Source organism: Spiroplasma endosymbiont of Agriotes lineatus (assembly GCF_964019485.1).
Classification (GTDB): domain Bacteria; phylum Bacillota_I; class Bacilli_A; order Mycoplasmatales; family Nriv7; genus Nriv7.
Genome location: NZ_OZ026448.1, coordinates 418,763 through 441,732 on the forward strand (window position 1 = coordinate 418,763; position 22,970 = coordinate 441,732).

The window sequence follows — 22,970 nt, forward strand, 5'->3', positions numbered from 1 at the left end:
TCGCAGATTTGAATGTTTAACGATTTTTGTTAGTAAACTTCGTTTACTAATTAACTTAGTTTGATTTCATTGGTGAAAAAAAATATAAGGTATAATTAAAAATAATAAGTGTTAATTTAACCTTATATTTCTTGTAATAAATAAATGAGCTCATATTTATTTATTGATTTTGTGTAAAACTAACATAAGTGTGCGCTTTACACAATCTTATGAGCATTTAGAATTGTTAACAATGAAAAAATATGATAGAATATTTTTATATTTTTATCGCTAAACTATGGAACGGAAGTAATATTTTAAAATGAATAAAAAAACGGGATTATTAATTATTCTTTCTGGGCCTAGCGGGGTTGGTAAAGGAACAATTAGAGAAGAATTATTTAAAGACCAAAATTTAAATTTAGTTTATTCTATTTCAATGACAACAAGAAAACCAAGAAGTAATGAATTAAATGAAAAAGATTATTTTTTTGTTAATGAAAATGTTTTTCAAGAAAAAATTGCTAAGAATGAGTTATTAGAATATGCTAAATTTGTTGATAATTATTATGGTACACCAGGAAAATATGTTGATAAATTATTATTACAAGGTAAAAATGTTGTTTTGGAAATTGAAGTTCAAGGGGCTTTACAAGTATTAGAAAAAAGACCAGATGCGATATCGTTTTTTATTTTACCCCCTAGTTTTGAAGAATTAACTAGAAGAATTATTGCGCGCCGAAGTGAGTCAGAAGATATTGTTCAAAAACGATTATTAAAAGCTAAAAGGGAAATGAATATTACTAATAAATATAAATATGTTATTGTTAATGATAATTTAGAACAAACTGTTTCAGAAATTAAAACTATTATTATGAATGAAATTAATGCTAATAAAAATTAAAAATCTAAGGAAAAATCCTTCCTTAGATTTTTTTTTACTAATTTACGATATAATTATACTATTAGAAAAATAAAGGATGACTTAATATAAAAGTTAGTTTCCGTTTTAATAGTGATATTGGTCATTTTCGTGTTAATAATCAAGATGCAGTTAAATTTGTAAAAAATGAATATGGGCAATATTTTGGTATTGTTTGTGATGGTTTAGGAGGGCATAATGGCGGTGAAACTGCAAGTTGAATGTCTGTTAATTTATATATTAGTTTATTTGTTAAAAATAACTTTAGTAATTTTGGTGATTATGAAATTAATAAATGACTTCGGCGGGCGACAATGTTTGTGCAAGAATCAATGGTTAATTATGTTAAGGAATATCCGCAGTTAACTGATATGGGAACTACTGTTTCTTTAATATTAATAACTAATAACAAAGCTTATTTATTGAATATTAATGACTCGCGGATTTATGAGTATTATCAACAAAATTTTCAGCAATTAACAACTGATCATAATGTTCTTAATATGTTACACAATAATAAAACTAATGCTAATATTGAAAAAACATTGTGAAAGGCATTAACTAGTGCTTTAGGACCAAATAAAAAATTGCAAATTGATATTTTCTTAGTTAGTAATATTAAAGGTATAACTTTTATGTTAACTACTGACGGATTGCATGATTATTTGGAAGAATATTAAATGATTGGTATTTTACAGAGCAATAATAAATTGTCACAAAAAACTAAGAGTCTAGTTAATTTAGCATTAAATAATTTTTCAACTGATAATTTAACAATTCTCATTGTTGAAATTAAATAAGGAGTTATGGCGGATGCAAATAGAAAAGGGCATTGTTTTACAACAACGATATCAAATAATTAATAAGATTGCTAGTGGCGGGATGGCAAATGTTTATAGGGCTAATGATAGTTTTTTAAATCAAATTGTAGCGATTAAAATTTTAAATCAACAAGCAGCTAATAATTCACAAGTTTTAAAGAAATTTTATAAAGAAGTGAAAGCAACAACGAGAATTCGCCACGATAATGTTGTTGAATTTTATGGTGTTTTTGAACAAGATAACCGCTGATGTATTGTTTTAGAATTAGTTGAAGGTTATACATTAAAAGATCAATTATTAAGAACAGGACCATTATCAATTAAAGAATGTTTACAGGTTTTTCAAAGCATTTTAGATGGTGTTGGTGTTGGTGTTGCTCGTCAAGAAAATATTGTTCATCGTGATTTAAAACCAGAAAATATTTTAATATCTTTTGATGGCAAGATTAAAGTATCTGATTTTGGGATTGCAATTATTACTGATGATGATAAGACAACAACAAGTAAAATTGTGGGAACAGCAAAATATATATCGCCATAAACTGTTCAGTCATTACAAATTGATCATCGTAGTGATATTTATTCATTAGGAATTGTTTTATTTGAATTGTTAACTGATTCTTGTCATTTTAATGGTCAAAATCTAACATTAGTAGCGGTGAAACAAGCTAGAGAACCGTTGCCAAGCGCAAGAGAGATTAATCCAAATATTCCACAAGCACCGGAAAACATTATTGTTAAATCAACGACTAAAAATTGCGAAGAAAAATATCAGAGTATTAAGCGTTAAGTCAAGATATTAAAGCATTACAAGATATTAGTAATGCTAAGATAAAACCTTTAAAATTGAAAAATTGCATTGTTTTAACACGCGATAACAACCGAAAGCAAAAGATATTTATTAAAAATCGTGAGCAATTAATGTCATATTTTTTAACTCTTAAGTTTCTAATGATGATTGTTATTATTACTAGTTTTGTTTTTCTTGTTTTCTTATTATTGATATTTTATAGTATATGACTGGTTTATCAACTCGTATCATTAGTTAATTTTGTGATGTCATTATCAATAATGAAATTTATTATTTTCAGGCAAGAGACATTTTAAGATTATCTAATCAAGGAATTCTTGTTGGTGATTTTGTAACTATTGAAGTTATCAATGAACACGAAAAACAAGCAACAATTATTGAAATTCAATCACGAAAAAATCAATTAATGCCACCAGTAGAGTAAGCAACTATTGATCAAGTTATTATTGTTAGTTCTTTAAAACAGCCTAATTTTAGTAGTTTTTTACTTAATAAGTACTTATAATATGGGTTGAGGCTCACAACTTGGCAGTAGTTTTAGTTGGTCGCGTTTATTTTTCTTAGGTATTGCTTTGAATAAGCAAAACAATCAGCTAATTATATTATTTAGTTACTAAACTAACCCCTAGCCCTGGACGCATAAATTTTTGTTAGGTAGGAAAATGTTTAAATAATTTTTAATGAAAAGCAACAAAAATTTAATTACCATTTTATTTGGAAAATAAATAGAGCGTATAAAATATTCGGTTGGTGGGTAATTTTCCAAAAACTAAGAAAAAGATAGAAATAAAATTCTATTTTTTTTAATTAGGTTAAAATTGTCTTTAACCTTGCTTAGTTTAAGAAAATAACAGCAAAACCAACTAAATAAAACTCTCCTACTTGCGGAATATTGTTAAACCAAGCAAGCGAGGATAAACAATATAGGGGGGCCATACCGCTGCTACGAAATAATGAAAACAATTCTTTTATTTAGGCAATATAAAAGAGTTATTGTGGTTTGGGGATAAATCTTTAAACTGCAATGATTAAATGGTAAATGTTCCGCAATAAAAAAAATTAGAAATCTTACTATTTTTTTATAAGTGGGGTTTGTGGGCGTCTTTAAAAGAACTCTGTCAAAAAGAGTTAAAAATTAAAGTACAAAATAAATCAACACTAATTAACAAATTTCAGTGTTATATCAATGATTGTTTTACAAAATTAACCAAAAACAGAAAAGGTGGTTGATATTATAAAAAATATGCTCGGCATTGTTTAGCAAGGTTAGAATTTATTAATAAACAAAAAATAAATGTTAAACTTTGATTTTTAACTTTGCAATGCAAAAATAATCATCAAATTATTAAAAAATTAATTTTTAAGAAAAATAAATGATGAGTTATATTTTTTGAGTCATTTATCTTTAATCCTGTTGTAATTTGAAATAAATATTTTGCCTTGGTTTCATAACTACATGATGGTATTTTAATTTTTTGTATATTTGAAGAGATATTAGGAAAATTAATTGGTTCAAAACAAACACTTTTTTTCGTCAAATGATTTTAACGAATCTGAAGCACCGGTTACTTCAATCTCAGAAAACATTAAGTTATCAATATTAATATCTTTTATTTCTTTAAACTTTAAATTAGGATTTTCATCTCGAAATTTAAAAAATGATGCTTTTTTAATTAATTCATTTAAATTAATAATTTTACTTTGTTGATTATCAATCGAATAATTTATTTTTGTATTATTATCATTATTTAAATTATCTTTTATTTTTACTATCGCTGAATTGTTTGTTTTATTAATAATTTCTAATTGTGATATATCTAAATCAGGATTTAAATAATTTAACTCATTTAAAATTGTATTATCAGAATTATCATTAATTTATCCTAAATTTAAATTTAAGTATTTATAACTATATTCATAAACATTATGATCTTGTGAACCAAAACATAATTTATTATTGAAAACTACCCCAGAAGTTAAAACTTTCCCTTATGTTTTAATTACAATTTTTTGTTGTCCTGTGGCCGGATCATATTCTATACACATTATGATCTTTCGAACCGAAATATACTTTATTATTTAATACTATTCCAGAAGATATAATTGTTCCTTTTGTTTTAATAACAATTTTTGTTCTATTTATTTTATTATTTTCATTATTGCTTCGTTTTTGTCTTTTATAATTTATGTTTTCTAATTTAGTTTGTTGTTTTTGTTTTTCATAAGGACTATTGGCAACAATTCCGACCATTCCACCACTTGCTATTGTTATTGTACTTAATAAACTAAGTAATTTTTTCATATTAATAAAATCCTTTTCGTGAATTTTACTAATTAATAAAATTTACTGAACAATCAACATCCTTTTTCAAATTTATACAGTCTAATTAATACAAATTAATTATAAACTATCAAATAATAATTTCTATTATTTTTTAAAAATATTGAATACTAATTCTAGAAAAACATTTATCTTTAAAAAAGAAAAATAAATTAACGAAATTTAACTTTGTTAAAATTACTCTACCAAGAAAGGCGGTTTTTTTATGTTAGAAATTAATAATAATGTAAAAACCTTAGAAAATAAGCATTGATTTAGTTTATTTACAACCCATAAAAATATGTACACTAACAAATGCGAACAATTAGCTAATGAATATGAAAAATTAGATGAATACTTATATAAATATCATTATCGCTTAAAACAAGGTTATAAAGTAGTTCATTTTGCATCAAGAACAATTATTACAATTTTTGGTGAAGTTGTTTTTAAACAACGCCGCTATAAATATTGAAATCAAAAATCAGGTAAATTTGAATATGTATGTTTACTAGATAAAGAAATTGGTTTATTGTCCAAACAACGCATTTATTTTGATGTCCAATTTAAAGTTTTAAGTCTTTTGGGTGATGGTAAACGCGATCGCGATGTTTTAGATGCTCTAAATCATTGTTATATTTCAAAAGCTAGTATTTCAATTATTTTAAATAAATATGATATTGCTGAATATTTCCAACTAGCAGAAAAAGAAACTAAAACTAGAATTGATGTCAAAAATAAGGATTTATACATTCAACTAGATGAGACATTTTTAGCGACATTAGATCAGAAAGTTAAACAAAACCAGAGAATTCGTTTAGTTACTTTTCATACCGGACATAAAGAAAAAAATTACAAAAATGCTCGCAGAGAATTAGAAAACAAACGAGGTCATTTTCTAATGTTAAAAGTTGGTAAACGAATAAATACGATGGATTATCGTAATTTATTAATTAAAGAATTATAAAAACACTATGTGAATATTAATTATGACAAAATAATTGTTTGTGGTGATGGTGCTACTTGAATTAGAGAAATTGCCAATAGTTTTGGTAATGTTAGATATATTTTAGATGGTTATCGCGCTATTAAAAAATTAAAACAAACCGCATTTAATATTATTTTTGAAAATCGCAAAGTAACATTAAATATTTAAATTAAATTATATAAAGATGGAAATCATCAAGAATTAATCAAAAATATTCGTAATGTTGTTAAAAATGAATTAAATAAAGATATTAAAACAATTTTAAGAAAGGCGAGTAATTATTTCAGTAATAATAAGCAAGGTATTCATCATCAAAATTTAGAATGAAATATCGGTTGTGGCATTGAAAATGATGTATCTCATTTAGTAAAACAACAATTAGGATATGGAGCAAAAATATATAATCATAAGAATTTAAATAACCTATTACATTTAAGAATGGCAAATTTAAAAAAATGGACGCATAAAGTTTTGTTAGGTAGGAAAAGAAGAGACTTAAATAATTTTTAATGACAAGCAACGACAATTTAATTATCATTTTATTTGGAAAATAAATAATAAAAAAAATCTTTAATATCAACAAACATAATCTTAATAAAAGGTTATAAAAATCAAGGAAAGCGCTTATAAAAACAACATTAAAATAAGTTTTTACAACAAAAATCATACATAAGAAATATATACTTAATTTGAATATTGAAATAATTTATAGTAAATGATTATTTTTTCTTTTTTAAAAAATACCTAAGAAAACTAAACGCGACCCAAACAAATTAAATGTATTGCATTATATTAATGAAAATATTAATTCAGAAATAGAAATCAGAAAATAAATATATAAAACTTCATTATGAAATAAATATAATAAGAAAAATGATGATAGTTGAATCAGCAAAGGCAACATTGTATATACAAATAAATATATTACATTTAAGTAAGTAAAAATATTAGTTAAAATTTAATAAAATTAATAATTTTTTATTGTGTAAAAATTCAATAATATGATAAAATAATGGTGGATAAGAATGACAATAACAAGAAAGGCGGGGTTAGTTTAGTAATAAAATAATATAATTAGCTGATTATTTTACTTCTTCAAAGCAATACCTAAGAAAACTAAACGCGACCCTTTACTAAAGAGCCGGGGGTTTGTACAATTAACTGTGTCTCTAAGTAAGTAATTAACTTAAATTCACTCTGTCCTCAAATTTTATCATTAAATGTGAAATTGCACTACCCCAATTTTGAATTGGCATTGTTCATTTTTTAGTCATATTTTGAAATACTAAATAAAATATTTTAAAAACTGATAAATCATTAGGAAAAATCTTTTTATTTTTAACGACTTTTCTTAATTGACTATTAACAGACTTTATTCTATTAGTTGTATAAATAATTCTTCTAAATTCTTGAGGATATTCAAGAAAAATTATTAAATTATTTCAGTTATTTTTTCATGATTTAGTAATTTGGGGGTATTTTTTATCTCACTTTTCAGCAAAATTGTCTAAAGAGCAAGTAAGGCCTTCATTAATTGCTGTATAAATTGATTTTAAATCATTAGCTACAAATTTGTGATCTTTGTAAGGAACAAATTTTAAACTATTACGAATTTGATGAACAATGCATAATTGGTGCTGTGTTTTTGGGAACACAGCTTCTATTGCATCAGGACATCCCAGTTAAATTATCATTACAAGCAACAAGAATATCTTGTAAGTCACGATTTTTCATTTCCGTAAAAGTTTTTTATATTCAGTCAAAATTTGGCTCCCCTCATTCTCGCTAATTCACATTCCTAAAATATCTTTTAAACCATCTAAATTAATTCCTAAGGCAAGATAAACTGCTTTATTTATTATTCGTTTATCTTGCTTTACTTTAACAACAATACAATCAAAATAAACAATCGGATAAATCTTCTCTAAAGGTTTAGTTTGTCACATTTTAACTTCTTCAATAACATCATCAGTTATTTGACTAATTAAACTTTCTGAAATTTCTGCTCCGTGATAGAATTCTTGCAATTGTGCTTTGATATCAGAAATTGTCATTCCTCTTGCATATAAAGAAATTACTTTTTGATCAAAGTTATCAAATTTTCTTTGTCTTTTTGGAATAATTACTGGTTCAAAAGTACTATTTCGATCTCTTGGTACATCAATTACGATTGAACCATTTTTAGTAATAATGGTTTTTTGTGTGTTGCCATTTCTTTTATTATGATTCTCATCAGTTTCAAGATGATCTTTAATTTCTGCATTTAACATTCGTTCATTTAATTTTTTGGTAAATTCCTGAAAAATAGTATTGCCTTTAAATAAATCTTGTGGATTATCAATATTTTCTAAAAAATAATCCACAACTTTATCAATTGCATCAGGCTCTTTTTTTATTTTTTTTGTCATTTTCTGTTATCCTTCGTTTAAGTATAATTCAGAATGAATTATCAAGACACAGAATTTTGGACAGGCCCAAAGCCCCCCGACTTGTTATTATCTGATGATAAGATTTATGATTATATTTCTAGTTATAAAAAATTAGGTTATGAATGTCTAATTTTATCAATTAATAATAGACTTGGTATATAACCATACCATTTTATGCCTATTAGACTATAAAATTCATTTTCGTCTTTGTATTTATCTAACATTTGTACTTCACCTAGGAAATAATATTATCAAAATAGTAGATAAAATTAAAGATTATGTATCAAGTCTAATACAAATAATCAATGATAAAAATCAAAGGAAGTTACAACTGATAAGATTTCAATTTTAAGTGGCCAAACCGGGACTGATAAGTCTTCAATTTTAAATATGTTAGATCGACAACTTAAAATTAGAACGCAAGAAATATAATATCTAAGGCTTTAAATCTTGGTAAATACACGACAATACATAATGAATTAATAATTATGGCAAATAATATTAGAATTATTGATTCACCAGGATTTTCATCATTTTCGTTGAATGATATTTCATTATTAGAAATAGCGAGTTCATTCCGGTTCTTTAAAAAATATCTTGTTAATTGCCAATATCGGCAATGCCGATATTGAAAAGAACCAAAATGCGGGGTTAAAGAAGCATTAATTAGTAAAGGATATTCCTCAATTTATTTATGATGATTATATTAAAGTTTTAGAACAACAATAATTACAAGAAAAAGGAAGGTATTAAATAATGAAAAAACTTATTATTGCTGCTAGTATTTTAGATGCTAATTATTTGTGTTTAAAAGAGCAATTACAACAGTTGCAAAAAGCAAATATTGATTGAATTCATTATGATGTTATGGATGGTAATTTTGTTAATAATTTAAGTTTTGGAGCTAAAATATTGCAAGATATTACTAAATATCTTGATATTTTTATTGATTGTCATTTGATGGTAAAAGTTAATTGTAATATGGCAACGTATTTAATGCCATATATTGAAGCTAAAGCTAATAGCATTACGATGCATTATGAGGCATTAACATCAGAGCAAATAAAAGAATTTATTAGTTTTTGCGAAGATAATAAAATTAAAAAAGTTTTAGCTTTAAATCCGACAACATCAATTGAAGTATTAGAGCCATATTTAGAACAATTAGATGCCGTTCTTTTAATGAGTGTGGCCCCCGGTAAAGGGGGACAAAAATTTATAATTTCATCATTAGATAAGATTAAAAATTTAAAAACGAAAATTGTTATTAATAACTATCATTGTTTAATTCAAGTTGATGGTGGTATTAATAATGATATTGCTAAGTTATGTCAAAAGCAAGGGGCTGATATTGTTGTTGTTGGTAGTTATTTAATGCAACATTCACATATAAAACAGGCAGTTAAGGAATTAAAAAATGATTAAGCAAAATTGTTTTGTTATTGTTTGTCAAAATATTAATATTGATTTATCAAAGTGAAAAGATTGTCAATTTATTGCTGTTGAACAAGGAGCGATAAAACTAATTAATGAAAATTATCCGATTGTTTTAGCTTGTGCTGATTTTGATCAAACTAGTAAGGAACAGTTAGAAATAATAAAAAAGCATGTTAAAAATATTGAAATATTACCACAAGATAAAGAAAGATATTTTGGATAATGAATATGCCATTAAAAAAGCGATTGCAATGCAGGCCACTAGTATTAAACTAATAGTTAGTGGTCATTGTTGAGGAATGATTTATGGTTTGATTAACTTATTAATTAAGTATCATGATTATAATTTAGAAATATATAATGAAACTAATATTTTAAGATTTATTAATACCATCACATTTTTTTAAAAAATGAATATCTTGAATATCGTTATTTTGTTTTTTTACCGTTAATGCATACTAAATTAAATTTAAAAGGTTTTAAATATCCTTTAAATAAAAATTATGAATTAAAATCATATGACAATTATTTTATTAGTAATGAATTAGAAGCTCTTAGAGGGGAAATTAATATTAAACAAGGTTGTGGTATTTTAACAATTAGTAAAGAAAATGAAAAAATGACTAAATAATATTAGTCATTTTTTTATGTAGTATTAAACTCCTTTGCGTTTTAATGTTCTTAAAGCACGAGTTGACATTTTAACTTTTTTTACTTGGCCATCAATCTCCACTTTTACAGTTTGCAAATTAACATTTCATTTTCTTCTTGATGCATTCATGGCATGAGAAAGCTTATTACCAGACAAAACGCTTTTACCAGTTACTTCACATTTTCTTGACATTTTAGTTCTCCTTTATAAAATCAATATCACAACAATAATAATATCATATTTATTGAACTTTTCAACAACTAAAAGAACACATAAAATTTTGTTAGATAGGTTTACCATGACTAAAATTTTGTTTCAGGATCAGGATGCCACCGAAACAAAAACAAAATTTATTGTTGTCTTGCAAAACGGTAGTAAAGCGTTTATTTTTATCTTTTTAATTCCAATCTTTTTCTTTTTGGCTAATTTTGCAATCGCCAACATTGCCAAAATGATTACAGCAGGATTTGGAGGTAAAAACGGAAATATTGCAAATTACCGTATACAATATTGGAAACACCAATTGAGATGGTAGTGGCGATAATATACCAAGCAATTATTCGTATCCTGATAATATTGGTGATTTTAATATGATTGCCGAAGTTTTTGGGGTATGATTTATGTTATTTGCAATGTTTATGATTGTAATTGCTTTGGTGCAAAAAATAATTGAATTGTTTTTCTTATTTATTATTTCACCATGAGTAATGGTCGTCATGACAATTGATAATGGTAAAGGAGCATTTATTTGAAAAGATATGGTAATTGCGAAATTTCTAGTATCTACCGCCACTTTAACAGGATACTTTATATTTATGACAAAAATTCAAACAATTTTAAGCACTAATTTAGCAGGATTAGGCATTGAGGGAATTGGAAAATCATTGTTTATTATTTTGTTTATGTGTGGTGGTGGTGTGGTGGCTTGGCGGTGCCGGCATTTTCCGATGTTGTTGCCAACTTAATTGGGTTAAACAGCCGGAATTGGAATTCGCGAAGGAATGAGTTCAATGCGATCAACTGTGGCCGGCGGCGGAATGAGGATGGCACTTGGTGCTGCTAAAATGGCCGGAAAAGCATTCGGATTTGCCAAAAGCAAAAGAGCCAAACGAGCAATGGCAATGGGTGGTTCTGGCGTGGGTGAAAAAATCATGAACGCGATGGGCATGATGGCATGTGATGGTGATGGTGAAACATCGAGCAATCAATCTCACCAAGAAAGACCCCTTGACTTTCGCCATTTCTGACACGCCACCGAGGGAATGAGTTCGCGTGCCGGCATTATTACTGGTTTAGCAGGATTTTGACTTGGTGTTGCAACCCTAGCAACAAGTAAACCGACGGGGGCTCGCGGTGGTGGATTCAAAGGATTCTTAAAAACAAGTTGGAATTGGTTTTGCCACACCATTTGTGGCAATTGGTAAAAGATTTAACCCACAACTAGCAAGCAAAGGAAATCAAGAAAACAAAAGGAATACAAAAGATTTAAGTGATTGAAAAACTGAGTCTTTAAATAAAAAACCAGGAAGAGTTGAAAATAAATTTGCTAGCAAGAATAGTTTTTCATATCTTAAACAAACAACAAAAAGTGAAATTAAGCATAACAACAAGTTTTCATTAAAAAATCTAAATGAAAAACAAACAAAGATTAATGATATGCTTAAAAGGCATAAGGATAAATCTGCTGATAGAAACAAAAAATGAACTGAAAAATCGGAAAAAAAGCAGAAAAGAAAAGTGGTAAGTAAAAAATAACTGACAAAAACAAGAAATACGGTATAATTTAGTTAAAAGGAGTGTGATAAATCATGGGATTATGACGATTATTGGGTGGCGAAGTCAACTAAGAATGCGTTGCCAAAATGAAAAACAAAGAACAGTTAAGGGAAATTCATGCTGCAATTATTCATGCTCTTGGCGCAGGTTCTGGGTTCTAATGACAATGCTTTATATATTGACAGATTAAAATGACGATGACAAAAATAATGTCATGTGGGTGGTGTGTTAGAAAAGTTTGAACGAAATGTCCCAACAACCGCTAAATACCCATTTTTAAAACAAGTTGATGGTATTAGTAATTTACATCAAAAAAATAAAAACATAAAGCAACCAAAACGAGATCAAGCATAAGAATGATACGACGCCTACAAAAGCGGAGCAATTCCTTTTCTTGAATATCGCATTCAAATCAGAGAAAAAGAATTGGAAGAATATGAGAAAATACATTAAATGAAATTAAATCAAGAGAAAAAATGAGTAGAGATACAAAATATTTATTTAAATCATATACTAAAAAAATTCCTGCACAACGAGCAGAAATTGTTAAATTAAAAGCAGAATTGGAATCGTCGAAAGCAAAAGAAACGCAAAAACAACAACAAATGCAACATGATTTATCACTTGAAAATGAAAACTTAAAACTAAAACAAAAAATTTTAGAAATTGAACTAAAATTAAAAGAAGCAAATAGAGAAAGATAAAATATGCCAAACTTGGCATATTTTATCAATTTTATAGATAAGTATTTATATCATTAAAAAGGATGTATAAAGTTTTGTTAGGGGGCAGGCGGGAAAAGGTTTAAATAATTTTGAAATAAAAATAATCACAATTTAATTGTCATTTTATTTAAAAAATAAGTAATAAAACAAAATATTTAATATCAACAAACATAATCTTAATAAAATGTTATAAAAACTAAAAAAACGCTTATAAAAACAACATTAAAATAAGTTTTTACAACAAAAATCATACATAAGAAATATATATTTAATTTGCATATTGAAATAATTTATAGTAAATGATTATTTTTTCTTTTTTAAAAAATACCTAAGAAAACTAAACGCGACCTTACTTTACGATTTTCAAAAATAATATTAAATGCAGTTTGTTTTAATTTTTTAATAGCGTGATAACCATCTAAAATATATCTAACATTACCGAAACTATTGGCAATTTCTCTAATTCAAGCATCACCATCACCACAAACAATTATTTTATCATAATTAATATTAACATAATGTTTTTGCAATTCTTTAATTAATAAATCACGATAATCCATCGTATTTATTCGTTTACCAACTTTTAACATTAGAAAATGACCTCGTTTATTTTCTAATTCTCTACGAGCGTTTTTGTAATTTTTTTCTTTATGTCCGGTATGAAAAGTAACTAAACGAATTCTTTGGTTTTTTGTTTATAACTTTCTGATCTAATGTCGCTAAAAATGTTTCATCTAGCTGAATATATAAATCCTTATTTTTGACATCAATTCTAGTTTTAGTTTCTTTTTCTGCTAGTTGAAAATATTCAGCAATATCGTATTTATTTAAAATACTTGAAATACTAGCTTTTGAAATATAACAATGATTTAAAGCATCTAAAACATCGCGATATCGTTTACCATCGCCCAAAAGACTTAAAACTTTAAATTGAACATCAAAATAAATGCGTTGTTTGGGCAATAAACCAATTTCTTTATCTAACAAACATACATATTCAAATTTACCTGATTTTTGATTTCAATATTTATATCGGCGTCGTTTAAAAACAACTTCACCAAAAATTGTAATAATTGTTCTTGATGCAAAATGAACTACTTTATAACCTTGTTTTAAGCGATAATGATATTTATATAAGCATTCATCTAATTTTTCATATTCATTGGCTAATTGTTCACATTTATTGGTATACATATTTTTATGGGTTGTAAATAAACTGAATCAATACTTGTTTTCTATGGTTTTTAAATTATTTTTAATTTCTAACATAAAAAATTGCCTTTCTTGGTATTAATTTTAATAAAGTTTAATTTAGTTTGATTATTTTTTTGTTTTAATGATAATTTTTTCTAGAATTAGTGTTTAATATCCTAAAAAATGATAAAAATTTTATTTTATGGTTTATAATTAAATTCGTATTAATTTAAAATTTATAATTTTAAGTGGAGGCTATAATTACTACAAAAATTTATTAAATTAGCAAAAATTCACAAACAGGATTTAATAAATGAAAAAATTACTAGAAATTTTAGGAACAATAACAATAGCAAGTAGTGGAATAGCAGGAATTGTTTGTAATGCACCTGTCCAAACACAAGAACAACAAACTAAATTAGAAAACATAAATTATAAAAGACAAAAACGAAGCAATAATGAAAATAATAAAATAAATAGAACAAAAATTGCTATTAAAACAAAATCATTCATTTTTTCTTCTGGAATATTATTAAATAATAAAATATATTTTGGTTCAGCAGATCCAGATCATAATGTTTATGAGTATGACCTCGCCACAGGACAACAAAAAATTATTATTACAACAAATGGAGGAATTTGATCTTCTGGTGCTGTATTAAATAATAAAGTATATTTTGGCTCAGAAGATCATAATGTTTATGAGTATGACCCCGCCCACAGGACAACAAAAAATTGTTATTAAAGCACAAGACTCTGTTCAATTTTCTGGAGTAGTATTAAATAATAAAGTATATTTTGGTTCTGTTGATCATAATGTTTATGAATACAATCCAATAACAAAGCAACAAAAAATCGTTATTAGAACAGATTCAACAATAAATTACTTATCTGAATTAAATAATAAAATATATTTTGGTTCAGGTAATAATAATGTTTATGAATATAGTGAATATTATTTAAATGCAAATTTAGAACAAATTAATAATAACTCTGATAATGCAATTTTAAATGAACTAAATTATTTAAATCCTGATTTAGATATTTCACAATTAGAAATTATTAGTAAAACAAACAATTCAGCGATAGTAAAAATAAAAGATAATTTAAATAATGATAATAATATAAAAATAAATTATTCGATTGATAATCAACAAAATAAAATTATTAATTTAAATGAATTAATTAAAAAAGCATTATTTTTTAAATTTCAAGATGAAAATCCAAATTTAAAATTTAAGGAAATAAATTATATTGATACTAATAATTTAAATTTTTTAAATACTGAAATAACAAAACAAGAAAATTCATTTTTATGATCTAATGTTCCTAAAAATGTATGTTCTGATAGAGAAATTATCAATAAAACTCCAAATACAAGATCATTTAATGTACCCGCTTGTGAATATATAATTCAAAATCAAAATTAGTATTTCAAATTACAACAGGATTAACTAAAACAAAACAAGAAAATAAATTAAATGGTTGAAACATAAATTCTGATGATGAAATGAAATTAACAGATTTTACAAATATAAATAATAAAAATTCTGAAATCATTAATGTATTATCAAATGAATTTGATTTATCAAACACAAATAAACAAGAACAAGAAATGATTTTAAGTATTTTTAAGGAACCCGCTGATAAATTTGAACTTAATCCCAATGAAAAATTAAAAATTACTTATCCAGTAAGAATAATTACATCTAAATTTATATTAAATTTAAAACAAAAAATTACAGGAAATATTACTGCCAAAATAATTGATGATAAAAATAAAGAACAAATAGTTACATTATCAATTAAAGAAGCGATGCAAATATTACAAAAATATAGCTAGCTTATTGCCAGATGAAATTACTATAGATAAAAACAATGATAACATAACTTTTAATGGGGAAGCATTTTTTTCATCAGAAAGAGAAGGGCCAGTAAGAACAAATACAGTTACTACTTTAGAACAATAACTTTAATTGAAACAAGCACAACAAGTTTAAATTTCTTGTAAAAATAAAAAATATTCAAACTAGTAATTAATTAAAATTACTGATTTTTATTTTGTCAAAATATAAAAAATGAAAAAGTTGTTTAGTTATCCAAAAGTGTTTGTTATCGTAAAAAGTCATCTTTCTTTGGGCAGTTATAGTTTTTAAAATATGCTATTTAGCATTTCAAAATATGACTAAAAAATGAACAATGCCAATTCAAAATTGGGGTAGTGCAATTTCACATTTAATGATAAAATTTGAAGACAGAGTGAATTTAAGTTAATTACTTAGAGACACATATAATTGTGCAGCCCCTAGAAAAAAACCACGCTTCCTGAATAGTAAATTTTACCAGTTTAATTATTTTTAAATTCAGTTTTAAATTCTAATATTTTTCATTTGGCATATCTTTCATTTTTGTTTCATTCTTGTACTTTCATTTTTATGTTTTTTAATTTTTTATTTTGATACGATAAAAAATCTTTATTTTCTCAATATCTTGGTTCACTGTTTTTTTCTCAATTTAAATCATATTCTAATGATTTTAATATTGGCAATGTAATCTTGTCATTTTTGTCAACATAAAATTCTCAATCATTAAGTTTCATTCGTGGAGGCAAGTTTTTGGGCATAAATTCATTTTCTGCATTAAATTTTATTTCTCATTTTTGATTTCACTTGCTGTTGTCATCTTTTGATGATTTAAGTGTTAATTTTGATTTTTTTAAGTTTAATTCGTATGATTCATTCTCAATTGGCAATGTTGTTTTATTTTCTTTTTTAGAACACCCAACTATTGGCAATGTTGTCAGCCCCCAAAGAGCTATTATATTTAAAATTTTCATAAATTTAACTCCTTTATTTTGTTTTTTCAATATATATATATATAATTATACAAAAATTCTTAATATCATTAGAAAGATGGCAAAACCAATTAAAAATTGAAAGGTATAGTAAAAAGCTGGCACGGTTTTAAAGATCGGAAAAATGGCAGTTGAAAAGTTAACTGTTGCTTTTGCAATAATTGCTAATGGTCGTAAAATGGTAATGATTTGTGAAACAGTAAGAATTCAGTTAATCATTTTGATACTAGCATTCTGAATGGTACAACCAATATCATTAAAAGTTGGTATTCATCGTCCGGAATATTTGCAATTTGCCGGCGGAATTAAATCGTCTCATTCACTGTTATTTAAACCATCAGGGATAAAGGCTGTTGAATTTAAGACATTAAAGTCATAAATTTTAAAATTGTAGTTAGAGATATTACCTTTGTGATAAAGCGGAAAAGTTAAGGTAAAAATATTAATACCATAACGAATATCAATATCGGTATTGAGATAATTAATACTGTTAGCGGTTTTGTTGGTTGGCAAGGTAATCAGTTTATTATCATAAGATTTAAGGACATTAAAATCAATTTGATAAATACTATTGGTGTTGTTAATAGCATTGTAATTATCTTGGTGCGTTTTTTTATCAAAAGTAAAAAAATAACTTCTTAGTAATAATTCTGAGTTTCCTATAATATTTACTAAGTATTTTTTGGGATAAAAGGTAATTAATGAACGATAAAAGAAACCGATTTGAATAAAGTAATCCTTCTTATAGTTTTCTATACCCTTAAAATCAATTTCAGTATGAGTTTTTTCGTCCATATCAAAAGTCGCATAAAATGAACTAGCAAAGAAATTGCCGAGAATTTCATAGATTTCATCAAAAACATTTTTGTAATCGCTGTCGTTAATACTAGGAATGTTATTTTTAAAATATAAGTAAATATCATTTTTTAAATCGGGGTCATAGCGCAAAAAACTAAATCTAACATTGAGGTAATTTAAGGTACCAAAAAGATACTTAATTAGGTAATAATCGTTAGTACTTTTGGTATCATATTTTCAGATTTCGGTTTCACCGTGTAGTAATTGCAAATAGTTATTACCTGCGATTAAGGTTTTATTAAAAGCTTTAATTTTTAAAATATTCTTATTAATTTCATCTTCACTACTAGAAGTCTTATGATAAAAATAGCTTTCATTTTTAAAGCCGTGGTTTTTAATTGTGAATTCTTTATAGTAACCTTTTTCTAAGGTGTCAATGAAATTAAATACCGGTGTTCAATAGAGATAAGAGTAATTAAATTTATCAAAATCGCCACGATGAATCATTAAATAATCAAGATTATCAATAACATCACTATAGTTATGATTACCATCAAATTTGGTGGTTTTTTCTGGTAAATCAATATCAGTCGAGGGTTTAGTTTCTGATTGTGCGTCAAATTCTAATATTTTTCATTTGGCATATCTTTCATTTTTGTCTCATTCTCGTACTTTCATTTTTATGTTTTTTAATTTTTTATTTTGATAGGATAAAAAATCTTTATTTTCTCAATATCTTGGTTCACTGTTTTTTTCTCAATTTAAATCATATTCTAATGATTTTAATATTGGTAATGTAATCTTGTCATTTTTGTCAACATAAAATTCTCAATCATTAAGTTTCATTCGTGGAGGCAAGTTTTTGGGCATAAATTTATTTTCTACATTAAATTTTATTTCTCATTTTTGATTTCACTTGCTGTTGTCATCTTTTGATGATTTAAGTGTTAATTTTGATTTTTTTAAGTTTAATTCGTATGATTCATTATTTTGCCTTTTGCTTCTAATTAGTGATTGTGTTTTTGTTTTATCATTGTTAATGTTTTGGAGAATAGTAAAAATGTTATTGAAACTAATAATTAACATGGTAAATATTTTCATAAACATTTTTATCACTCCTTTTTAAAATATTTTATTTTTCATTATTCTTTTTTCTTTAATTTTTTTAATAAGTCACTCAATGCTACAGTTTATAACTACTGCTATTGTAATGCATATATCTAAATACCTTAGTATCATAAGTGAAATTAATGCTTCAAATTTTTCATATAATAATTTCAAATCATTAATTTCTAATTTTAAAAATGGAATGAAAAAGATAGTAATCATAAAAATGTAAGGTAAAATTTTTCATCAATATTTTTTTAAAGAATTAATGAGTTTGTTTGATTTCATTTTTTAAGGCTCTTTTTGTTTTAATTTTCTGAATAATGAATCGGATTAATTTTTCAAATTTAATTGCAAAATATATTGCGCCGCCTCATCAAAAAACAAATATTCCTGCTAGCATAATACCACTATTGAACTTGCCAAAGAATTCAACCATCTGTTTATTCATAAAATCATTAAATTCGTTACTTGTTCCAGTTATTCATTTAGTATCCATTGCTGTTAATGCACAAATTAATAAACTTATAAAGATGAAAATGATACTTAATACTATTTTTAACCACTGCTTTTTAAAAGAATTTTTAATTCTTAATCTTAATGGTGTTTTTTCTTTTGAATTATCTTTTTTAAATAATTTTCCTAAAAGTTTTTTCATTTTAATTCTCCTTTCGTGTTTAAAAATTTTTAATTTTTGGTTTTTAATTATTAAGTCTGATTTTTGATTAATATGAATAGTATTTCACTTTTCTAATTCTAAAATTTCTTTATTTTTTTCCATTATTATGTATTTAAGAATATTAACACTATTTTCTAATATGACATTAGCAATTTTTAATTTGTCATTCTCTGTTTCTAATTCTTGTTTTTTAGTTCATTTTTCCATTTTTTTACCTACCTTTAATTACAATAAATAAGGCAATAAGTACACAAGTTACACCAAGAATCGTAAAAATTGGGTGTTGCGAAAATGTTCGTGCCATTGGTTTAAATAGTTCTAAAATTGTTAAATTGCTAGTAATAAACTTTTGGAAATTGGCAAGCCCTTCGCTAATATAATTCGTTAAATTTTCAAAATGACTACCAGCCAATAATCCAAGAACAGTTATTAAGATAAAAATAATAATTAGTTTAAACATTTTTAGTTACCTTGTTTTGTTTTTATTGGTTTTATTTGTTTTTTAGCTTTTCCTCACGCACTTAAACGCCCCTTATTTTTAACCGCATATTGGCGTTGTTTTTCTAAATTAACTTGTTGACTACCAAATCCGAGAATAATTGCCATAAGAAATTCTACAGCCAGCGTTAAGAATAAAGGAAATATTAGTTGAATATTCGTTCCCGGCACTTCAAGACTTCAAATTAAATCAAAAACTTTATAAAGCATTTGGGCGAGAAAGTCGGCCATTTTTGCGAGATTTTCCATTTTTTATTATTCCTTTTCTTTCATTTTTCTTAAAAATTTGCTAAATTTATCCATTTTTAAATATTCCAAGTCTTCTAAATCAATTGCTGTGTCATTATAGTATTTGTCTTCATAGTCAGGATTCACTTTTGCATTTAAGTAATCTCTTAAAAACGCTAGGTAAAAAGAATTGTAAGTGTTTAATATCGGTAAAGGAATTTTTAGTTTAAAAAAATAAATATCAAGTTCAGGAATATCGCGATATTTAATGCGACGACCTTTTTTATTATTTTTAGCATCAATTAAAGTGTTTCGTCAGCGTTCATATTCTTTAATGCTCGTAAAGGTGCCATAGATAACTTTTAAGTAGGGACGAAAAATATTAACGGGTTTTTTACGAATTCCCACAATTACATTATTAGCAATATCACGAACTTTAACTCAAATATGTTTATCTCTTTGACCACTAGCGAGAACAATATGACCAAAATGGCGTGCCAGAGCGAAATATTCTTGAATACCGGTTTCTTCGTTTTTGGTATTATTTTTTTCCCAATCAGTTCCTTCTAAAAATAAATTGGTTTTATCTCATAGAAGTAAGGTCTTATCTGACAATACCGGATAATTAAAGTCTAATAACCCCATATCCCCATATGTTCTAAAATTAATTTTTGGGTTTCTAGTAATGGAAAGGTTGAGGCGATGTGATATTTCTTCTTTTTTAGTAATTTTGATGCGTATACTAGAAAAGCGGTTTTTCCAGTTCCCAATGAACCAATAACAATATTTAATGGTGAGTTTTTTAAAAAGTTAATAACTTTGTTAATTTGTGTTAAATTATTGATTTTAAAAAGGAAAATTAAAATACAACCCGATAAAAATAAATAACTTACAATATTTTTAAAATAACCGTTGTAAATATATCAAATTGCTCCCCAATGTCATAAAATTAAAAATGAGGTGCGATTTAATTCAATAAAATGGTTATTTTTTTCTATTATTCATTTGCAAAATTTTATCTTGCACCTCACTTTTTTTGTTAGCGGACTGCGCCAAGTAGTTTTTCAAACATTTTAAAACAAATAAAGAATATTGCCAAAATAAATGGAAAAATGAATATTCAGTAGTCAGCAAAGAAGTTACCGACTTGTGGCATATTAACAGCAATAATTTCTCACATTTTAGTAAACGCCGTTATAATTTGCATTTCATAATTTAGTCATCGCGTCACTAGCTATTATTTTTTCTACTGTTGCTAGTGCATCGGCCAAGAAAGTTCCAATCATATAATCACCTCCTTTCTCTTTAAAACATTCATCATTTATATTCAAAGTTTTTCTTAAATTTGTTAAAACCACGGTTAACCTTAACACTATTGTATTTTTTCCTAATTAATTTTGAATTTCTTTGGGAATGCATCACAATGTAACTTCTTGACATTACTTTTGCCTCTATCTAAATACTGATATTGTTTTTCAAAGTAACATTAGAATAAATCACACCATAATCGCTGTTAGGAGTCAAAAAGCAATGTTTGCTATTAAAAGCCAAAGTGGTGTTTCGGTTAAATCAATTTCTTTACCACCAGTAATGTGAGCCGGAATAGTTGTAATTTGAATAAATAAATCTCAGAAAGTTTGTTTAATTTGCTCTCAATTAAATTCTTTTAAATTTACCGTCATTTTTTATTTCCCAAAAATCATTTTTATTGGTAAATACATAATTGAAATTAATGCGAAAAGAAAAGTAATGATAATAATTAATCCGGCAATAAACGCAACTTGTGCAGGCATTTTTTCTATCGGAATAAACAGTTTTAAAAATTCCATAATAATTTTTCAAAACATTATTTTTTATCCGCGTTATTTTCTTTTGAATTAGGAGCTTTAACTCATTCTTCAAAGCGAGCAATAAATACTTTTTCGTCTTTCGTGAAATTACCAGCATTATTTTTAATGGCATTTTTATATTTAATTCGCATTTTTATTTTGGCATAAATTTTATAAGCAAAATATGCCAATAGCATTATGCAAATGATAATAAATATTATTCCAATCGCAATATTCATTTTTAAACTCCTTTAAAATAGTTATAATTTATATCTTTTTTGTTGTTTGCTTTTTCGGCAATGAAAAAACCTAATAATTCTTGTCCCTTAATTAATTTGGTTTCTTTTTCTTTTTGATTAATTGAAATTACTTGATATTTACTATCTTTTATTATTCCAATGCAAATTGAATTTTCGTATTTTCCTTTATAAACAAATCGCTTTGGAAACCAAATACCGATTTGTCCATTAAATCACGGAATTTTTGGTGCTTTAATAAGCATTGCGTTTTGTGTTTCTTTTAAAAGATATTTTTTAGTATTTAAGAAAATGTTTTCAATGTTTTTCATAATAAATTACCTTTCTTATCAATAAACTAAGTTATATTAACTAAGTTATATTAACTAAGTTAGTTAACTTAGTTTTTTAAACACTTATATATCGCAGATTTAAATGTTTAACAAGCTTTGTTAGTAAATTTTGTTTTTTTAATTAGATAAAGATTTTAATAATTTTAAACTTAGTATATCCCTATATAGAAATTTCTACACTTTAATGTTCGCATCCTCCCCTTGGAACTAATTTAATAACGTGTATATTTTTAGGAAATCCACCCATTCATTTTTTTATTGCAAAACGAAACAAATTGCTATAGCTAATAGGATGTTATCTATCAACTGGTAAAATTTTCTTTTGGTTATGGCG

General features: G+C 25.6%; 38 protein-coding genes and 2 pseudogenes. 22 read left to right on the top strand and 18 right to left on the bottom strand.

Annotated features, from left to right (window positions below; genetic code table 4):
• Positions 1 to 301: 301 nt before the first annotated feature.
• The 4 genes from gmk (at position 302) to AACK93_RS02605 (ending at position 2,512) form a co-directional block, all read left to right on the top strand.
• Positions 302 to 883, top strand: a complete 582-nt coding sequence (gene gmk / locus AACK93_RS02590) for a guanylate kinase (protein WP_339025080.1) — start codon at positions 302 to 304, stop codon at positions 881 to 883.
• Positions 884 to 999: 116 nt separating this feature from the next.
• A complete protein-coding gene (locus AACK93_RS02595; RefSeq protein WP_339025449.1) occupies positions 1,000 to 1,581 on the top strand; it encodes a protein phosphatase 2C domain-containing protein in 582 nt (193 codons plus the stop codon).
• A 133-nt stretch (positions 1,582 to 1,714) separates the two neighbouring features.
• Entirely contained in the window at positions 1,715 to 2,263 is a 549-nt protein-coding gene (locus tag AACK93_RS02600) for a serine/threonine-protein kinase (RefSeq protein ID WP_339025082.1), read from the top strand.
• Positions 2,264 to 2,329: 66 nt separating this feature from the next.
• Complete coding sequence (locus AACK93_RS02605) at positions 2,330 to 2,512, top strand: hypothetical protein (protein ID WP_339025084.1); 183 nt, start codon at positions 2,330 to 2,332, stop codon at positions 2,510 to 2,512.
• 2,017 nt (positions 2,513 to 4,529) lie between these two features.
• Here AACK93_RS02605 and AACK93_RS02610 read toward each other — a convergent pair.
• Complete coding sequence (locus AACK93_RS02610) at positions 4,530 to 4,835, bottom strand: hypothetical protein (RefSeq protein ID WP_339025086.1); 306 nt, start codon at positions 4,833 to 4,835, stop codon at positions 4,530 to 4,532.
• A 244-nt stretch (positions 4,836 to 5,079) separates the two neighbouring features.
• On the opposite strand from AACK93_RS02610, the gene AACK93_RS02615 reads away from it, so the two are divergent.
• The gene (locus AACK93_RS02615) at positions 5,080 to 5,820 is read left to right on the top strand and encodes a UPF0236 family transposase-like protein (protein ID WP_339025087.1); all 741 of its coding nucleotides are present in this window, start codon (positions 5,080 to 5,082) and stop codon (positions 5,818 to 5,820) included.
• A 9-nt stretch (positions 5,821 to 5,829) separates the two neighbouring features.
• Entirely contained in the window at positions 5,830 to 6,009 is a 180-nt protein-coding gene (locus AACK93_RS02620) for a hypothetical protein (RefSeq protein WP_339025088.1), read from the top strand.
• A 1,013-nt stretch (positions 6,010 to 7,022) separates the two neighbouring features.
• Here AACK93_RS02620 and AACK93_RS02625 read toward each other — a convergent pair.
• Positions 7,023 to 8,249, bottom strand: a pseudogene (locus AACK93_RS02625) (IS256 family transposase).
• Positions 8,250 to 8,282: 33 nt separating this feature from the next.
• Between AACK93_RS02625 and AACK93_RS02630 the strand changes: the two are divergent.
• The 6 genes from AACK93_RS02630 (at position 8,283) to AACK93_RS02655 (ending at position 10,338) form a co-directional block, all read left to right on the top strand.
• Positions 8,283 to 8,432, top strand: a complete 150-nt coding sequence (locus AACK93_RS02630) for a hypothetical protein (RefSeq protein ID WP_339025090.1) — start codon at positions 8,283 to 8,285, stop codon at positions 8,430 to 8,432.
• 326 nt (positions 8,433 to 8,758) lie between these two features.
• Positions 8,759 to 8,980, top strand: coding sequence for a hypothetical protein (locus AACK93_RS02635; RefSeq protein WP_339025091.1), 222 nt, complete (start codon positions 8,759 to 8,761; stop codon positions 8,978 to 8,980).
• A 46-nt stretch (positions 8,981 to 9,026) separates the two neighbouring features.
• Positions 9,027 to 9,695 (top strand): ribulose-phosphate 3-epimerase, encoded by a 669-nt coding sequence (rpe, locus tag AACK93_RS02640; protein ID WP_339025092.1) that lies wholly within the window; start codon positions 9,027 to 9,029, stop codon positions 9,693 to 9,695.
• Entirely contained in the window at positions 9,688 to 9,930 is a 243-nt protein-coding gene (locus AACK93_RS02645) for a hypothetical protein (protein ID WP_339025094.1), read from the top strand. Before rpe ends, AACK93_RS02645 begins: the two co-directional genes overlap by 8 nt.
• Positions 9,923 to 10,114, top strand: a complete 192-nt coding sequence (locus AACK93_RS02650) for a hypothetical protein (protein ID WP_339025095.1) — start codon at positions 9,923 to 9,925, stop codon at positions 10,112 to 10,114. Before AACK93_RS02645 ends, AACK93_RS02650 begins: the two co-directional genes overlap by 8 nt.
• Positions 10,115 to 10,158: 44 nt before the next feature.
• On the top strand, positions 10,159 to 10,338 hold the full coding sequence (locus tag AACK93_RS02655; RefSeq protein WP_339025097.1) for a hypothetical protein: 180 nt from the start codon (positions 10,159 to 10,161) through the stop codon (positions 10,336 to 10,338).
• A 24-nt stretch (positions 10,339 to 10,362) separates the two neighbouring features.
• Here AACK93_RS02655 and rpmB read toward each other — a convergent pair whose 3' ends face one another.
• Positions 10,363 to 10,551 (bottom strand): 50S ribosomal protein L28, encoded by a 189-nt coding sequence (rpmB, locus tag AACK93_RS02660; RefSeq protein ID WP_339025099.1) that lies wholly within the window; start codon positions 10,549 to 10,551, stop codon positions 10,363 to 10,365.
• Positions 10,552 to 10,826: 275 nt separating this feature from the next.
• On the opposite strand from rpmB, the gene AACK93_RS02665 reads away from it, so the two are divergent.
• The 5 genes from AACK93_RS02665 (at position 10,827) to AACK93_RS02685 (ending at position 12,839) form a co-directional block, all read left to right on the top strand.
• Positions 10,827 to 11,324: an Mbov_0396 family ICE element transmembrane protein gene (locus AACK93_RS02665; protein WP_339025100.1), complete on the top strand. Its 498-nt coding sequence runs from the start codon at positions 10,827 to 10,829 to the stop codon at positions 11,322 to 11,324.
• A gap of 57 nt (positions 11,325 to 11,381) precedes the next feature.
• Positions 11,382 to 11,783, top strand: a complete 402-nt coding sequence (locus tag AACK93_RS02670; protein ID WP_339025101.1) for a hypothetical protein — start codon at positions 11,382 to 11,384, stop codon at positions 11,781 to 11,783.
• Positions 11,770 to 12,114, top strand: coding sequence for a hypothetical protein (locus tag AACK93_RS02675; RefSeq protein WP_339025102.1), 345 nt, complete (start codon positions 11,770 to 11,772; stop codon positions 12,112 to 12,114). The genes AACK93_RS02670 and AACK93_RS02675 overlap by 14 nt, the downstream gene beginning before the upstream one ends.
• A 246-nt stretch (positions 12,115 to 12,360) precedes the next feature.
• A complete protein-coding gene (locus AACK93_RS02680; RefSeq protein ID WP_339025104.1) occupies positions 12,361 to 12,489 on the top strand; it encodes a hypothetical protein in 129 nt (42 codons plus the stop codon).
• Between the two features lie 2 nt (positions 12,490 to 12,491).
• Positions 12,492 to 12,839 carry a hypothetical protein gene (locus AACK93_RS02685; protein WP_339025106.1) on the top strand — a complete coding sequence of 116 codons (348 nt, stop codon included), beginning with the start codon at positions 12,492 to 12,494 and terminating at the stop codon, positions 12,837 to 12,839.
• A 338-nt stretch (positions 12,840 to 13,177) separates the two neighbouring features.
• Here the strand turns inward: AACK93_RS02685 and AACK93_RS02690 are convergent, their stop codons facing one another.
• Together AACK93_RS02690 and AACK93_RS02695 are read right to left on the bottom strand one after the other, a co-directional pair.
• Complete coding sequence (locus tag AACK93_RS02690) at positions 13,178 to 13,450, bottom strand: UPF0236 family transposase-like protein (protein WP_339025107.1); 273 nt, start codon at positions 13,448 to 13,450, stop codon at positions 13,178 to 13,180.
• A gap of 58 nt (positions 13,451 to 13,508) precedes the next feature.
• Complete coding sequence (locus AACK93_RS02695) at positions 13,509 to 14,129, bottom strand: UPF0236 family transposase-like protein (RefSeq protein WP_339025108.1); 621 nt, start codon at positions 14,127 to 14,129, stop codon at positions 13,509 to 13,511.
• A 238-nt stretch (positions 14,130 to 14,367) separates the two neighbouring features.
• On the opposite strand from AACK93_RS02695, the gene AACK93_RS02700 reads away from it, so the two are divergent.
• The 5 genes and pseudogenes from AACK93_RS02700 to AACK93_RS08060 all read left to right on the top strand — a co-directional run.
• Positions 14,368 to 14,799: a PQQ-binding-like beta-propeller repeat protein gene (locus tag AACK93_RS02700; RefSeq protein ID WP_339025109.1), complete on the top strand. Its 432-nt coding sequence runs from the start codon at positions 14,368 to 14,370 to the stop codon at positions 14,797 to 14,799.
• Entirely contained in the window at positions 14,750 to 15,484 is a 735-nt protein-coding gene (locus tag AACK93_RS02705; RefSeq protein ID WP_339025111.1) for a hypothetical protein, read from the top strand. Before AACK93_RS02700 ends, AACK93_RS02705 begins: the two co-directional genes overlap by 50 nt.
• Complete coding sequence (locus AACK93_RS02710) at positions 15,454 to 15,897, top strand: hypothetical protein (RefSeq protein ID WP_339025112.1); 444 nt, start codon at positions 15,454 to 15,456, stop codon at positions 15,895 to 15,897. Before AACK93_RS02705 ends, AACK93_RS02710 begins: the two co-directional genes overlap by 31 nt.
• Positions 15,898 to 15,901: 4 nt before the next feature.
• Positions 15,902 to 16,024: a hypothetical protein gene (locus AACK93_RS02715; protein ID WP_339025113.1), complete on the top strand. Its 123-nt coding sequence runs from the start codon at positions 15,902 to 15,904 to the stop codon at positions 16,022 to 16,024.
• 175 nt (positions 16,025 to 16,199) lie between these two features.
• Positions 16,200 to 16,328: pseudogene (locus AACK93_RS08060) on the top strand (IS256 family transposase); the annotation flags it as partial.
• Positions 16,329 to 16,401: 73 nt separating this feature from the next.
• Here the strand turns inward: AACK93_RS08060 and AACK93_RS02720 are convergent.
• From AACK93_RS02720 to AACK93_RS02780, 13 genes are all read right to left on the bottom strand, one after another.
• Entirely contained in the window at positions 16,402 to 16,890 is a 489-nt protein-coding gene (locus AACK93_RS02720) for a hypothetical protein (protein WP_339025114.1), read from the bottom strand.
• Positions 16,891 to 16,935: 45 nt separating this feature from the next.
• Positions 16,936 to 18,813, bottom strand: coding sequence for a hypothetical protein (locus AACK93_RS02725; protein WP_339025116.1), 1,878 nt, complete (start codon positions 18,811 to 18,813; stop codon positions 16,936 to 16,938).
• A gap of 265 nt (positions 18,814 to 19,078) precedes the next feature.
• Positions 19,079 to 19,699 (bottom strand): hypothetical protein, encoded by a 621-nt coding sequence (locus AACK93_RS02730; RefSeq protein WP_339025118.1) that lies wholly within the window; start codon positions 19,697 to 19,699, stop codon positions 19,079 to 19,081.
• Between the two features lie 4 nt (positions 19,700 to 19,703).
• Positions 19,704 to 19,952, bottom strand: coding sequence for a hypothetical protein (locus AACK93_RS02735; protein WP_338982046.1), 249 nt, complete (start codon positions 19,950 to 19,952; stop codon positions 19,704 to 19,706).
• Positions 19,953 to 19,954: 2 nt separating this feature from the next.
• The gene (locus AACK93_RS02740; RefSeq protein ID WP_338968736.1) at positions 19,955 to 20,239 is read right to left on the bottom strand and encodes a hypothetical protein; all 285 of its coding nucleotides are present in this window, start codon (positions 20,237 to 20,239) and stop codon (positions 19,955 to 19,957) included.
• A 6-nt stretch (positions 20,240 to 20,245) separates the two neighbouring features.
• Positions 20,246 to 20,863, bottom strand: coding sequence for a hypothetical protein (locus AACK93_RS02745; RefSeq protein WP_339025119.1), 618 nt, complete (start codon positions 20,861 to 20,863; stop codon positions 20,246 to 20,248).
• A complete protein-coding gene (locus AACK93_RS02750) occupies positions 20,851 to 21,249 on the bottom strand; it encodes a hypothetical protein (protein WP_339025121.1) in 399 nt (132 codons plus the stop codon). Before AACK93_RS02750 ends, AACK93_RS02745 begins: the two co-directional genes overlap by 13 nt.
• An 8-nt stretch (positions 21,250 to 21,257) precedes the next feature.
• Complete coding sequence (locus AACK93_RS02755; RefSeq protein ID WP_339025122.1) at positions 21,258 to 21,425, bottom strand: hypothetical protein; 168 nt, start codon at positions 21,423 to 21,425, stop codon at positions 21,258 to 21,260.
• Complete coding sequence (locus tag AACK93_RS02760) at positions 21,400 to 21,591, bottom strand: hypothetical protein (RefSeq protein WP_339025123.1); 192 nt, start codon at positions 21,589 to 21,591, stop codon at positions 21,400 to 21,402. Before AACK93_RS02760 ends, AACK93_RS02755 begins: the two co-directional genes overlap by 26 nt.
• Before the next feature lie 78 nt (positions 21,592 to 21,669).
• The gene (locus AACK93_RS02765) at positions 21,670 to 21,900 is read right to left on the bottom strand and encodes a hypothetical protein (protein WP_339024861.1); all 231 of its coding nucleotides are present in this window, start codon (positions 21,898 to 21,900) and stop codon (positions 21,670 to 21,672) included.
• 3 nt (positions 21,901 to 21,903) lie between these two features.
• Positions 21,904 to 22,065: a hypothetical protein gene (locus tag AACK93_RS02770; protein ID WP_339025124.1), complete on the bottom strand. Its 162-nt coding sequence runs from the start codon at positions 22,063 to 22,065 to the stop codon at positions 21,904 to 21,906.
• The gene (locus AACK93_RS02775) at positions 22,065 to 22,286 is read right to left on the bottom strand and encodes a hypothetical protein (protein WP_339025126.1); all 222 of its coding nucleotides are present in this window, start codon (positions 22,284 to 22,286) and stop codon (positions 22,065 to 22,067) included. Before AACK93_RS02775 ends, AACK93_RS02770 begins: the two co-directional genes overlap by 1 nt.
• Positions 22,287 to 22,288: 2 nt before the next feature.
• Positions 22,289 to 22,615, bottom strand: a complete 327-nt coding sequence (locus AACK93_RS02780) for a hypothetical protein (protein ID WP_339025128.1) — start codon at positions 22,613 to 22,615, stop codon at positions 22,289 to 22,291.
• Positions 22,616 to 22,970 lie beyond the last annotated feature (355 nt).